We start from the raw sequence: 13,370 nt of genomic DNA, 5'->3' as shown, positions 1-13,370 counted from the left end.
GGCGTTGTCAGCACCTGGCGATAACTACCAACGCGCATTGGACCGATTCCTGCGCGAACACCCGGATGTGGCCGCCGAGCTGGACAGCCTCAACCCCCTGGCGGCCCAGGCCAGGGGGGAAAGCGTGGCGCAGTATCGTACCGAGCGTCTATACGAAGCATTCGAAGCGCAGGCCGAGCGCGAAGGCCTGTTCGCCTGGGAGCTGACCCTCAAGCTGACGACAGAGTCCAGCGAAGCCTTCGAAACCCAGCGCCTTGAGGTGCACAAGGAAGTCGCACAGATGGCCGGCATGAATTGGGCCGACTACTGCCAACTGCATGACTTGAGCGGCTGACGCTGCGGCCAGCCGTACCAGCGAGACCGCTTGCAACCGATGGCCTCGCGCAATTCGGCCACCGTCAGGGTCCGCCGTTGCGGGTCCGCCGCCAACGCCGTACGGAGGGCCGGCCAGCAGCGCCGGGGCAACTGCCAGGGCCGTGGCAGTCTGTGGCCCGCAGGGTGATTGTCACGGCGACGCCCCTGGGCCAGCTCATACAGAACACACGCCACGCCATACAGGTCGGCCGCGGGCGTCAACGTGCCACCGGCGAGTAATTCAGGCGCAGCATAGGCGCGAGTCCAGGCATTCAAGCGGCTGCGACTCACACTCGGCAAGTCCGCCGTGGTCAGCGCAATGGACTGCCCCAGGCCGAAATCGAACAAGCGCACGCCCTCTTCTCCCACCATGACATTGGCCGGTTTGATATCGCCATGCAGCACGTTATGTTGATGGGCGTAAGCCAGCGCATCCAGCAGTTGCAGGGCAATCGGTTGCAGCTCGGCCCAGGGCAGTCCGTCGGGACATTCCAGCAGCAACCGGTCAAGCGTCATGCCATGCAGCAGTTCCATGGTGAAAAAAGCGATCTGGCTGCAGGTATCCACCTCGAACGAATACACCCTCACTACATGTTCATGTCGCAGACGACGAGACAACGCAAACTCGCTGTGCAGCAACACATGGGCATCCGGGCACGCCGATAAAGACTCGTCCAACAGCTTGAGCGCCACACCAGAACAAGGTTCACCGAACTGCTCCTGCAACAGGTCGCGTGCGCGGTACACCACGCCCATTCCGCCCCGGCCCAATACCTGCTCAAGGTGGTAGCGCCCGACGAGCAACACCGGAGTCGATCCTGTCTTCATGACTGCACCACCACTGCGGTCAGGTCGTCGCGCGCCGGGGTGTGCAGCGCGCTGGCAAACAATCTGTCCACCACCTGTCGCGGCCCGCCCGCACTCAACGCCAGACCCAGGTCGGCATGGCTGAGTGCCTGGTAGAGACCGTCGCTGCACAGTAAAAATACATCGCCAGGGCGGGTACTGAGTTCCAGCACCTCGAGCCGCAAGGTAGAGTGCCCGCCGACCGCACGGGTCAAGGCTCTGGCATCAGGGTGAGCGCCAGCTTGCGTTGCACTCAACTGACGCTCGTCCATAAGACGCTGCAACAGCGAATGATCCCGGGAGAGCTGGTACAGGTTCTGCTCGCGCCACAGATAACAGCGGCTGTCCCCCGCCCACACACACGCCGCACGCCCGTGCTCCAGCAATAGCGTCACCACCGTGCTGCCTATCACGCCACTGCCGGGTGCCCCTGGCGCCTGCCGCGCATTCGCCAGCCGCTGGTTGACACCCTGCAAGCTCTGCCGGACCGCATTGACCCGCTGATCGAGACTGCCCCGTGCGGGCAACGAAGCCAGGCTGCTGATCACCCACTGGCTGGCGACATCGCCATGCCGGTGCCCGCCCATGCCGTCCGCCACGGCCCAACAGCCCAGTTGCGGGCAATCGAGCAAGGCATCCTCATTACGCGGCCGTGACTGCCCGCGCTGTGTACGCCCGGCACTGCGCCATGTGGGGCGCAGCGAGTTCACAGTTGCTCCGGCAGGCGAAAGGTGCGCCATGTGTCCATTTCAAATGGGCTGGGTGTTCGCTGGCTCGCCAGCAGGTAATGGGCGCGCAGCCCGGCCAGGTCGGCCTTGACCATTTGCGCGTTGCCACCACTGGCAGGCTCTCGGTGCAGCAGGTCGAAAAACCGGAACAACGACCAGGCGCCGGTGTTCTTCTCGATACCCAGCGGGCGCAGTTCGGCGCCTCTGTCCAGCACGAGGCTGGCACGACCGTTGTCCGCTTCGATGGGCCAGCGGAACGCCATGGGGATGATCGGGCCGTGCCGGTATTCCAGCTGCTGTTCACCCAATCGCAAAGTCGCCCGGTTGACCGACTGATCCAGGCTGTAGGGCGCCAGGGTAAAACGCACGGCCAGCTCGCCCTGCTCTTCGGTGAAAAAGCCACGTCGGATAACCTGGGCTTTCGTCAATTGATCCAGCAGCGAGCGCGAGATGGGTAAACCCTGCCCGTCCATTCCGCGTAACCGGTAGCGCGTGCCATCCGCGCTGACAAAAGAGCGCAGGTAAGCCTCGTAAAAACGCGCCAGAACACCTTGGGGTTTGAAAAACTCACGAAAATCCTCAAGGGCCACATCACTCGAGGCGTGGGCAGCGAACGGATACCGTTGGCGAATCGTCCTGGCGTAAAGCCCCTGCACCTCGCTCTGATAGTGCTGATTGACGTGGGCATAGGCCTGGTCCAGCACATGGCGCCAGGTTTCTTCAGCAATCCCTTCGAACCAGCCGGCCAGCGGAAGCGGCAGACGGGTAGCCGTTTCACGCAGGTCGCCCAGCACGTCCTGCTGGCCGTCCATGCGCCGCTTTGCCCGTAAGAAAGCCGCCTGCTCAGGCGAACCCTCACGGTTCAGCGCCGCCAATTGCAGGTGCAATTGGTCGAGCAGGCCCAACCCCCGGGTCAGCTCGGCGCCGGGGTTCTGCTGCTCGTCCAGCAATTGATGCAGCGGTTCAAAACGCCGCTGCAAGGCCCGGCGAGCCGAGTCGCCCAGGCTCGCCTGGCCCTGCGCCAACGCGGCCTTGGCGATAGTGCCCAACGCACCTGACGGCTGGGCCACCGTGGCCGGCAGCTCAAGGCCAGGCAGCAAGCGGGTGTTCTCGCGAAGCTGCTGCAATAACAGCAGTACCGGCGATTGCGCCGAGGTCAGCCCCGCGAGCCGTTCGGCATCCTCGCGAAGACTGTCGGTTGGCAACAGCCTGACACGCCCCAAGGCGTCGCTCCAGGCCTGGGCGTATTCGCTGAAGTAGCGCTGTTGCAGTTGGGTCATCAAGCGCTGCAAATCCTGGCCGCTCAAGTCAGTGCCTTCCCCCAGTACCCAGTTATCCTGGGCGATGGCGTTCACCAGCCTGGGGCCCTGGGTCTCGAAGTACTGCACGTACCTTCTGGTGTAGAAACCGGGAACAGATGGCTCGATGGCGGCAAATACCTTGCCCTCGGCCAGGCGCAACGGCTCCAGGTCGCGCGATTGTTCGCGCAGCACCCGATACACCACATCGGCCAATGACTCTCCCCGCAGCGCGGCACGCGCCTGAGCCACCAGGTCGTCATTGAGGGGGGCTGAGAACGGCTGTTGGAGCAGTCGCGCCCAATGCTCATTCAGGCGCGTCTGTACCGGCATATCACCGGCAAACCGCAGCGACCAGTAACTCGCCACATGCTGCGCCAGCCACGCGGCATCACGCCGTTCACGCAGATTGAGCATCAGGTACGCACGCAAGTTATCGAGCAGGCGTTCTCTATCGCCGAGGCTGGCGCGTACCTGCTCTTCGAGCAGGGCAGCGGTTCGGCCCAGCAGTCGCTGCTGTAACGCTTGCTCATAGGCGCGCGACACCCGTGGACGGCTGACCTCGCCCTGATACAGGCCGGCACGCTCAATCAGCGGAGTGTCGGCTGCAGGCGCAAACACCTGGGTTGCCGCCCAGAGCGCGTCCAGCAGCGCCAGGGTCGTCAAGGTTTCATCGCTACCCGGAGCAACGGGCGCACTGAGTGCAGCGATGTGAGCCAAACGGTGTTGGTTGATCGCGTAACTGTGCAACCACAGCCCTGCGGCACACGCCAGAACCAGCGCAGCGGCGATTCCCAGCCCCCCGTTGCGCCGCCAGATGCGCTGTCGCTCGCGGCTCTGCAATGCGGCGAGATCCGCCTCGGCAAAGATCACCCGGCTGAACAGCCCCTGCACGAAATGGCTGCGCCTGTCACTGGCACAGGTCAGGTAGAACCCGCGTAAACCGTTGCTGCGCTGGTAGCGATGGGCACAGAACACCCCCTCGATGAACAGGCACAAACGCTCGCCCATTCGCGCCGCCTGCTGGGGAAGCTCAAGCATCTGCCTGCGACGCTCGACATCGCGTTCCTGGTGTAATCGCTCGATCAATTCATTGTGCAGACGTTGCAGTAACTGCTCGAACGCCTGGCGAACCTGGGTAATGTCATTGCCCGCCTTGTCAGCCTCCAGCGGCTGGCCCAGCACCGCATCGACATCGTCCGCCGAGGGTGAGTCGAAGTACTCGATGAACCCCGACAGTCGATCAGCCTGGGTCAACACCAGGTAGACGGGTACCTCCACATGCAGCATCTGCTGGATCTCCTGCAGGCGCGAACGCACATGGCGGGCCGATTGCTCCAGGTCGTGCTCGTTACCGCTCAGAAGCCTGTCTGCCGAGAGTGTCACCACCACGCCGTTGAGCGGACGCACTCGGTGCCGCCACCTCAGCCTGTTCAACAGTGTGGTCCAGCCGGCGACGTCCACCGAACGGTCGGGTTGAACCAGATAGCGCCCTGGCGTGTCGATGAGCACAGCTTCGTCGGCAAAGTACCATTCACACTGTGTGCTGCTGCCCGTCGACCCTGTGTCCATCTGATCGCGCGGTGACTGCAACCCGGCTGCTTCCAACAGCTGGGTCTTGCCACTGCGCGATTCTCCGATCAGCAGGTACCAGGGCAAATCATGGCGCCAACGCGCATTGCGCTCTCCATAGCGAGGGCACGTGTTCAACCGGTGCAACGCTTGCTTGAAACGGCCATGGACGTACTTGCGCTCGTCCTCCACCGCCGCCAGCGAAGGTTGGCTCGTTGGCGAATCCGGCCGTTCGCGTCCGGCAGCACGGCGCCCATCCGCCAGGACCATCGCCAATCCCCACAGCAGAAACAAAACGCTGATGGTGACCAGGCGGGCAGTCGCGCCCTGCCAGAACCGGTGGTCGTCCACGGCCAGCAGCGGTCCGACACACCACACCAGCACAGCGCAGGAAAGCACCAGTATCAGGCTCCAAACCCATACTCTGCCCAGCACGGCGCCCACGCCCTTGAAGAATGCGTTCATTCATTGCTCCCTGCGTTTTTTACAAGGGCGTCCGGGTAGGCTCCGACGCCGAAAGTTGAAGATTCTGCAGTGCGCTGGTCCTGTCTCGCTCCAACATCCAGGAGAACCCTGCGTACATCGCGAGCAAACAGCACAGCGTGAAGGCAACAAACCAGCGCGCAGGGATGACGCATAGGCGCTTGCCGCGCGCACGCCCCTGCCCGGGCGGCAAAACCGGCGCCGACGACGGATTGCCGCGCACCTGCCGGATCTGTCGATAAAGGCCATCGCGAACGGCCTCGAGGTGCAGCATCCCCCGCTCCATCACTCGAAACTTCCCTTCGAACCCCAGGGACAGGCACAGGTACCCCAGCTCAAGCATCGCCACGTGTTTTACCGGATCACGCGCCAGGCGTTCGAGCAACTGGAAGACCTTCTCGCCGCCAAACGTCTCGTGGTGAAAGCGGCTCAACAGGCTCATCTTCGACCAGTCGCTTCGAGCGCCCCACGCCGTGGTGACGACTGCTTCGTCGATCAGGCTGCACAACACGTAGCGCGCAGACATGACCTGAGTGTTCTCAACGCCTCCCTGCAAGGCACGGGTTTCGAATTGAGTCACCGCTGATGACAACCGATCGTTGATCGTGACGAGGTTTTCACGACCTGAGCAGCCCTTGAGCCGGACCACTTGCGACAATACGTCCCAAGCCGCGACCACCAGCGGGTTGAGCATTGTCGTGAAGCTGTGTGCGTCCAACGCCTGGCTCGCGTAGATCATCCGATCCTGCAACTGTTCGTAGCGTGGCGGCGAGGGGAACTGCGTAAGCGCTCCTTGTGCGGGCCCATGGCCGTCGCGATCGAGCAGAACGGTTTTTTCATCCTGCGAATATTCACTGTCCATAGCGTTCAATTCCTGATGGCCCAGAAGGTCAACTCAAGCCCGGAGAATTCGCCCCCCACGTGGAACGCGAACCCACCCGACTGCTGCAACTGCGCGATGTCGCGGGCACTCATGTCCAGCATGAAATAAGTCTTGCCGGCGTGAAACGGGATCTGGCGCGGCGCTACGGGCAGTGGCTTGACCTTGATACCCGCCAGGTGCAGGTTGACCAGCTCGCGTATGCGCTCAACGGGGCCGATTTTCAGGTGCGCTGGCAGGCGTTGGCGTAATTGCTCCGAATCAGACTGCGCCGTGGCCGCCAGGATGAACGTCGCAGTGCCCAGCAATTTCAAGTCGCTTACCGGGCAAACCAATACGCCGTACTGTCGCTGTTGCAACGTCAACTCGATAGAGTGTTGTTCCAGCACGACCGACAGCACGCCCCGCACCGCTTCCATCAGCCCGCGGAAGCTTGCCCCCTGGTCGGCGTGCCGGTAATGCACGTCCAGCTCAGCGCGCCTGCTATCGCTGGCGAACGTTGATAACTCGCCGAGCAGCGCCAACAGTGCACCGAACACCGCTTCAGGGCGCACCCGGGCCTGGCTCAAGCAGTGGCGCAGTGCAAGCTCGGTACGATTGATGACCTGCAGCATCAGAAAATCACCCACCTGCGTGCCGGCGGCGGTGCTCTCCCCCCTGATCCGCGCGGCGATGGCATCCCCCCGCGATGCAAGCAAGCCGATCACCTCCTTGAGACAAGAGGCTACATACCCGCGGTCATGCATAAAAATGAACGTAGGGACGAACTCCGCGTCCAGGCGCACGCCCCCCGCGTCGGTAGACTCCAGTACCTGTGCGACCTTGAGTGTGACGTAACCCTGCTCCCTCTGCGGCTCACCCAACAGGAGGCGCAGATCAGGTCGCGCGCAGTGAATCCGACAACGAGAGCCGGTCCCGGCATTCGAGTCGCCTACCTCCACTTCACAGCTGAGGTAGCGCGCCAGGACATCGCCCTGCTCCGGTTGTCGGGCTTCAATCTGATTGTCGGTCGCCAGTAACAGCGCAAGGTAAACGGCCTGTTCCCCGGCATTGGCGGGCACCTGTAATACCAGGGGTTCCATGGCGGTACCGTGGTCGAACAGGGTGCCGTCCGGCAACACACCGCTGGCTTGAGTGACCACCAGCTTGCCCAGGTTGAGGTACTGCACATCGAATTCCAGTGTGAGGAAGCCCCAGGCATCAGGGCCCAGCAACCGCGTCTGGTTGAGCTGTTGCTGGTAATGCCGGTCGTTGTGCTGCAAGTGCTGTGGCCGCAACAGCATGCCTTCCTGCCATATGACTTTATGTACGTGCATATCACTGCACCTCCTTGTCGGAACGCGGGTCGGCAAGCCGGATTCCGTCCTGGTCCAGCACCAGCTCGGCACGGTTCAAGTGCCGGGCGGTGAGCGGAACGAGCAGCCGCCATTGAACGTGTGGCAAGTCTCGATAGGCCGCCAGGACGCCCACAAAATGACTGTTTGGTTCGACCCTCAACTTGAGTGCCAGTCGATCGCCCGGGCGCAGTTCAACTTCCTCACTGCTCACCCAGTCCTTTGGCAAACTCTGCTCGGCGTTGTCATACAGGCTGAAGAAGTCGGCGTTCTCAAAGGCAACGCCATGGCGCAGTTCAATCAACTGCAGCACGATCGGCGAGGGTCGACCCTGAAGATCCGGGTTGACGTGCTCGTTGGCGGTCAGTACCAGATCCAGTTTGGTCAACGTCGAGAACGGCGATAGGGCGCTGCAGCCAGCCAACAGTCCGAGCATGAGCAACAGCGATATGAGGGTGGCTCGATGCATGAATATCATCCTGGATAATCGTTGTGCAGGGTTGAGATCAGGCGCACCTGTTCCTCATAGGCCCTGACGAAGTCGCTGCCCAGCGGTCGCTCGTCGGACTGCTCATCCGCCGTCAGGCGCCGGTAGTGACGCAGGTATGCCCGCCAGCGCGCGCCATCGGAAAACCATCGGGGGGCTGCTTCCTGAAATTCGGCACACGCCAGTAAATGGCCTGGGGCGAAAGCGGCTCGAGCGTTTCGCAGCGTACTGCGGCAGGCGCTCAGCAACGCGACCTGATGCACCTGAAGCGCCCGGTGCGCCTGGGCGATCGCCTGTTCGCCAGACAGCGGGGCCACCTGCGCCATGTCCAATATCGCGGTTAAGGCCGCGTCGGTATCGACACAGTTGTGCAAGGGGTTGTGGGCGGTGCGCAACGCGTCGACAGGCAGCGTTGCCAGTTCGCCTTGCAATTGTTCACAGGTGCGCAGGCTGCTTTGCAGTCGTTCTACCTCCAGCCGAAACAAGCGCGCCACCTTGATCGCCAGCGCCTCTCGGGCAGCACTGTCAAGCCTGTCCAGGTCGAGCCCCAGCGCCGCAGCGAACGCGACCCAGAAGACCTCGTCGGACGAGGCTGCCATCGCGACAGATTCAGCCACGGGCATCTCCCTGAGGGGATCAACCCTGCGCGGCATCGCCACATGCTCGCGGTCGGCGGCATACCGATCAGCCCATGCCCCGAGTTCGCCGACGCCTGCACTCAACGCCGCCAGCTCATCCGAGACGCTATGCCGCTGGTGCTCAAGGTCCAGCGCCTGCAACGGGTCCAGCGCCAGGAAAGCGTCATCGGGAATCGGTATACCCGTGCTGATCGGCAGTTCATCAAAGGGTTGAGCGGGTTCAATCAACCGCGCGCGTATCGACAACGTCCCCAGCTCGAATACATCGCCCTCCTCGATCAGTCGCGCCTGCCCCTTGCGCAGTCGCTCACCACTGCCTGGCATGCCGATACCGTTGCTGCTGATATCGGTGAGAAAGTAACGTCCTTCCCGGCAACCCACCAGGGCATGGTGGCTGGAGAGCAAGCGGCTGGGATCGTGGATTACCCAGTCACAGCCGGAGCCACGGCCAATCACGCCGCCGACGCCGTCAAACACCTTGCGCACCGTGGACGCAGGACTGGCGCCTGCGGCCTCACATACTTCAAACACGAGTTGCATGGTCAGGCTCCCTCCTCTGCTCAGCGGCCACGGATCACTGCCTGAGGCTCACCCAAAGGCCGGTATTGGGCGTCATCGAATACATAGTTGGCGTTACAACCGCCAAGCAGACACAGCACAAGCACGACGAGGTGCCGGGGACGATCAAGCATCAGGTTTCTCCTCGGTGAAAAGGCATGCCGACGCCTATCGATGACGGCGGCGATGATCTCGGCAATCTTCAGATACACCGTTCAACGCTCCCCACGGGCATCGCCGCAGGCAATGTTCAAGCGCGCCAGCCGGTACAGCAGCGTGCGCCGTGCAACACCCAGTTCACGGGCGGTACGGGTTCGGTTGCCACGATTCTTGTGCAGGCAATCGAGCAGGAACACCCGCTCTACCCGTTCCATACGCTGGCGCAGCGTTACATCATCAACGGCGGTAGCGGCCGGTGCCTGGGGCAGCGACAGGTGCACCGGCAGAATCACGTCGTCGTCACACAACAGCACCGCTCGCTCCACCAGGCATTTGAGTTCACGCACGTTGCCGGGAAAGGGATGACTCGACAGTTGATCAAGGGCGATATTCGACCATTGCACAGGTGTCCTCCCCAGGCTTGCGCACGCCTTGACGGCGAAATGGCGTGCCAGTTGCAGCACATCTCCGTCCCGCTCACGCAAGGCGGGCAACTGGATGGGGAACTGGGCAAGCCGGTAATAAAGGTCTTCGCGAAAGCGGCCTTCGGCGACCATGGCTGCCAGGTCGCGGTGAGTGGCCGCGATGATACGCACATCAACTTTGTGCGCTGCACTGGCGCCCAATGGACGAACCTCGCCTTCCTGCAATACCCGCAATAGCTTCGCTTGCAGGGACAGCGGCATATCGCCGATTTCATCCAGCAGTAGAGTGCCGCCATGCGCAGCGTCGAACAGCCCGGCATAGTTGCGCTCGGCACCGGTGAACGCGCCTTTTCGGTAGCCGAACAGCTCACTCTCCAACAAGCCTTCCGGGAACGCCGCGCAGTTCTGCACCACAAACGCCTTGGCCGCACGCGGCCCTGCCAGGTGGATGGCCCGAGCCACCACTTCTTTGCCGGTGCCGGTTTCTCCCCGCAGCAGGACGGTATAAGGGGTATGCAGCACCTTGCCGATCAATTGGCAGGTCTGGGCCATCGCTGTGCTGCTGCCAATCAGGCCATAAGTACCGGCCAGCGACTGTTCGTGTCCTTGCGGTGCAACAGCCGGCACCCACCGCAGGCTGCGCAACAGAGCCAATTGGTGCAAGGCGAAGCTGCCGAACTGGCCCAGCGAGCACGCGTATCCTCGTAACGGCGCCGGGCGTTGAGCGGCGCATAGGAGCACGCCCGTGACTGCATTGAGACGGTTGAACAGCGGCACACTCAACATGGCGCGCCAAGGTGACGCGAGCACCGGCAAAAAAGCCATGTCGTAGGGACTGTTTTGCCCATCTTCCACATTGACGGCAACGCCCTGGTTCACGGTGTCGCGCAGCAAAGGCACCTGCAGCAGATCGATAGCTGCAGCCGCAACCTCCAACGAGGGTGTCGTGCTCAGGTGCTGGGCGATCAGATCAAGCCGACCAGTTCCTTCATCGAGCCGGTACAACTGGCTCAGTTCACAGTGGCTCATGTGTGCCGCAGCCGAAACGCACACGCCGGGCAATGAAGCGACGTCGGTGTCCAGGCCTATTCGCGTGAAACAGTCGAGCATGGCGCGGGCATGGGCAAGCGGGTCAGGCAGTTGCTCAAGGTTTTTTCCGGTCATTGGCTGAACTCACAGACGGGCTGGCCGTTGCCATCCAATCGGGCATGCACCGAGACAACCGGTGCGTCCGCGGCCATGGCGTCGAGCAGACCATCCACCATCTGCGGTAATAAATGCCGCTCGATCCACTGGTCGATGAACCGCGCACCGCTGTCGCCGTCAGCGCAACGCTCGGCCATGTGCGCCACCAATCCAGGCGTCCAGGTGAACGCCAGTTGACGTTGGTGCAGCCGCTGGCCAAGGCTCGCCAGTTTGAGTGCGGCGACCTCGTGCAGCACCTTTTCCCCAATCGGGTAATACGGTACGACACGCATACGGGCGAGCAATGCGGGCTTGAAGTGGGCACGCAGTACTGGATAGATCGCGTCTTGCAGCACTTGGGGATCAGGTCGTTGACCGTCTGCGCAAAGCGCGTCGATACAGTCGCTTGCCAAGTTGGAAGTCATCAGCAGCACGGTGTTGCGAAAGTCGATTTCCCGCCCTTCGCCATCATTGGCACGGCCTTTGTCGAACACCTGGTAAAACAGGTTCAATACCTGCGGGTCCGCTTTCTCCACCTCGTCGAGCAGCACCACCGAATAGGGACGCTGGCGTACGGCTTCCGTTAATACCCCGCCTTCGCCATAACCGACATAACCCGGCGGCGCGCCGATCAATCGGGAAAGCGCGTGCTTCTCCTGATATTCCGACATATTGATCGTGGTAACGAACTGCTCACCGCCGTACAAGAGATCGGCCAGCGCCAGTGCCGTTTCGGTCTTGCCGACACCGCTTGGCCCCACCAGTAGAAACACCCCGACAGGCGCATCGACCTTGTCAAGCCCAGCGGCGACCGCGCGCATGGCGCGATCCAGGGCCTGCACCGCGTGTTCCTGCCCAAGCACGCGCGCGCGCAGAGCCTCGGCAAACCCCAGGACTTTTTCGTTTGGTTCCAGGGCCAACTGCTCGGTGGGAATACCGGTCCACGCGCTGATGACTTGCGCTACGCCACGCGGGCATACCTCAGGTTTAGCCGACGGCTGCTCACCCCGCTCAAGCCAGCGCCGCTCAAGTGTCAGGCGCTCGTGCTCAAGGGTTTCCAGGCGCAGCGTCAACGCCTGCAAGGCCTGTGCGTCCACCGGCAAACCGAGCTCGGCGTCTCGACCCAGCGCCCGCGCCTGCCGCTGACCCTCGATCAGTTCGGTGCGTAGCGCCTGCAATGCCTGCGGCGGCATGGCCTGACGCGTGCGAACACTGGCACAGGCGGTATCCAGCACGTCCACTGCCTTGTCCGGCAGTTGTCGGCCTGCAAGATAGCGTGCACTCATGCGAGCGGCCGCCACCACCGCATCATCACGCACGTGCACGCCATGACTCGCTTCATAGGCAGGCACCAGTCCCCGCAGAATCGACACCGCCTGCTCGACACCGGGTTCCGCGACCAGTACCGGCTGGAACCGCCGCGCCAGGGCCGGGTCCTTTTCGATGTACTGCTTGTATTCCGACCAGGTCGTGGCGGCAATCGTACGCAGCGCGCCGCGAGCCAGCGCCGGCTTGAGCAGGTTGGCCGCGTCCAGGCCTCCCGGCTGGCCGCCAGCGCCAACCAGGGTATGGGCTTCGTCGATAAACAGGATCACCGGCTCCGGCGATGCATTCACTTCATCGATTACCCCTTTGAGACGCCGCTCGAACTCGCCTTTGAGGCCGGCCCCCGCTTGCAGCAGGCCCATATCGAGGGTCAGCACGCGAACCGCTTTAAGGGCCTCGGGCACTTGCAAGGCGACGATCTGCAACGCAAGTCCTTCGACGATCGCGGTTTTCCCTACCCCGGCCTCCCCCACCAGAATCGGGTTGTTCTTGCGCCGGCGCAGCAGAATATCGATCAACTGGCGTATTTCACGCTCACGACACAGCACGGGGTCTATCCGGCCCTCACGGGCCTGCCGGGTGAGGTCCTGGGTAAAGCGTTGCAACAGCGACTCGTTGGCAATCGGCTGGTTCTCGCTGGGCTGGCTCTTCAGGAAATCCCGCAGCCTGCCCGTGTCCAGGCGGCTGAGCACGGCGTAATACCCGCTGCCCGCGTGTTCCAGCGGGTGCTGTAAAAGTGCCAGCAACAGGGCGCCGTGATCGACGAAACGTTGACCCAACTCCACGTGCGCAATGATCAACGCTTGTTGTAACCACAGCACCAAGGCCTGGGCGAACACCGGATTGCGTGTAGCGCTCTGCTCACTCCTGGGCTGCAAGGCTGACTGCAGTTCGCCCACGGGAATGCCGGCATCGGACAATGCCTTGACCATCAGCCCGGCGGGATGCTCGAGCAGGGCCAGGAGCAGATCCTCCACTAACACTTCATGGCCGCCTCTTGTCATGCAGCGCTCGGCAGAACGCGTGAGGTCACGGCGGGTCTGGTCCGTCAGCGTGCGGATCAGTTGTTGCAGGTCCACATTAATCATGCTCATCAA

At 62.6% G+C, this 13,370-nt stretch carries 11 protein-coding genes; 1 reads left to right on the top strand and 10 read right to left on the bottom strand.

The genetic code is table 11. From position 1 onward, the window contains the following. Positions 1-4: 4 nt before the first annotated feature. Complete coding sequence (locus BFQ04_RS21350) at positions 5-334, top strand: DUF6388 family protein (protein WP_065952483.1); 330 nt, start codon at positions 5-7, stop codon at positions 332-334. Here the strand turns inward: BFQ04_RS21350 and BFQ04_RS21345 are convergent. The 10 genes from BFQ04_RS21345 to BFQ04_RS21305 form a co-directional block, all read right to left on the bottom strand. Continuing rightward, positions 304-1,182: a serine/threonine-protein kinase gene (locus tag BFQ04_RS21345; RefSeq protein ID WP_065952482.1), complete on the bottom strand. Its 879-nt coding sequence runs from the start codon at positions 1,180-1,182 to the stop codon at positions 304-306. The two genes, BFQ04_RS21350 and BFQ04_RS21345, sit on opposite strands and share 31 nt — an antisense overlap. Beyond that, positions 1,179-1,940 carry a PP2C family protein-serine/threonine phosphatase gene (locus BFQ04_RS21340; RefSeq protein ID WP_065952481.1) on the bottom strand — a complete coding sequence of 254 codons (762 nt, stop codon included), beginning with the start codon at positions 1,938-1,940 and terminating at the stop codon, positions 1,179-1,181. The genes BFQ04_RS21345 and BFQ04_RS21340 overlap by 4 nt, the downstream gene beginning before the upstream one ends. After that, positions 1,907-5,263 carry a type VI secretion system membrane subunit TssM gene (gene tssM, locus BFQ04_RS21335; protein WP_065952480.1) on the bottom strand — a complete coding sequence of 1,119 codons (3,357 nt, stop codon included), beginning with the start codon at positions 5,261-5,263 and terminating at the stop codon, positions 1,907-1,909. The genes BFQ04_RS21340 and tssM overlap by 34 nt, the downstream gene beginning before the upstream one ends. A gap of 19 nt (positions 5,264-5,282) precedes the next feature. Further along, positions 5,283-6,143: a type IVB secretion system protein IcmH/DotU gene (gene icmH / locus BFQ04_RS21330; protein WP_065952479.1), complete on the bottom strand. Its 861-nt coding sequence runs from the start codon at positions 6,141-6,143 to the stop codon at positions 5,283-5,285. Positions 6,144-6,148: 5 nt separating this feature from the next. Further along, positions 6,149-7,477, bottom strand: a complete 1,329-nt coding sequence (tssK, locus tag BFQ04_RS21325) for a type VI secretion system baseplate subunit TssK (RefSeq protein ID WP_065952478.1) — start codon at positions 7,475-7,477, stop codon at positions 6,149-6,151. Between the two features lies 1 nt (position 7,478). Then, complete coding sequence (tssJ, locus tag BFQ04_RS21320; protein WP_065952477.1) at positions 7,479-7,964, bottom strand: type VI secretion system lipoprotein TssJ; 486 nt, start codon at positions 7,962-7,964, stop codon at positions 7,479-7,481. A gap of 5 nt (positions 7,965-7,969) precedes the next feature. After that, positions 7,970-9,160 (bottom strand): type VI secretion system-associated FHA domain protein TagH, encoded by a 1,191-nt coding sequence (tagH, locus tag BFQ04_RS21315; RefSeq protein ID WP_065952476.1) that lies wholly within the window; start codon positions 9,158-9,160, stop codon positions 7,970-7,972. Positions 9,161-9,180: 20 nt separating this feature from the next. Then, complete coding sequence (locus tag BFQ04_RS28820) at positions 9,181-9,312, bottom strand: type VI secretion protein (RefSeq protein WP_065893074.1); 132 nt, start codon at positions 9,310-9,312, stop codon at positions 9,181-9,183. Positions 9,313-9,393: 81 nt separating this feature from the next. Beyond that, entirely contained in the window at positions 9,394-10,926 is a 1,533-nt protein-coding gene (locus BFQ04_RS21310) for a sigma-54 interaction domain-containing protein (protein ID WP_065952475.1), read from the bottom strand. Next, positions 10,923-13,361, bottom strand: a complete 2,439-nt coding sequence (locus BFQ04_RS21305; protein WP_065952474.1) for an AAA family ATPase — start codon at positions 13,359-13,361, stop codon at positions 10,923-10,925. The genes BFQ04_RS21310 and BFQ04_RS21305 overlap by 4 nt, the downstream gene beginning before the upstream one ends. Positions 13,362-13,370 lie beyond the last annotated feature (9 nt).

It is taken from the genome of Pseudomonas sp. 37 R 15 (genome assembly GCF_900004865.1).
In the GTDB taxonomy this organism is placed as follows: Bacteria; Pseudomonadota; Gammaproteobacteria; order Pseudomonadales; family Pseudomonadaceae; genus Aquipseudomonas; species Aquipseudomonas fluorescens_AM.
The sequence above is the reverse complement of the archived record's forward strand: the minus strand, read 5'-3'. Positions and strand labels throughout refer to the sequence as shown.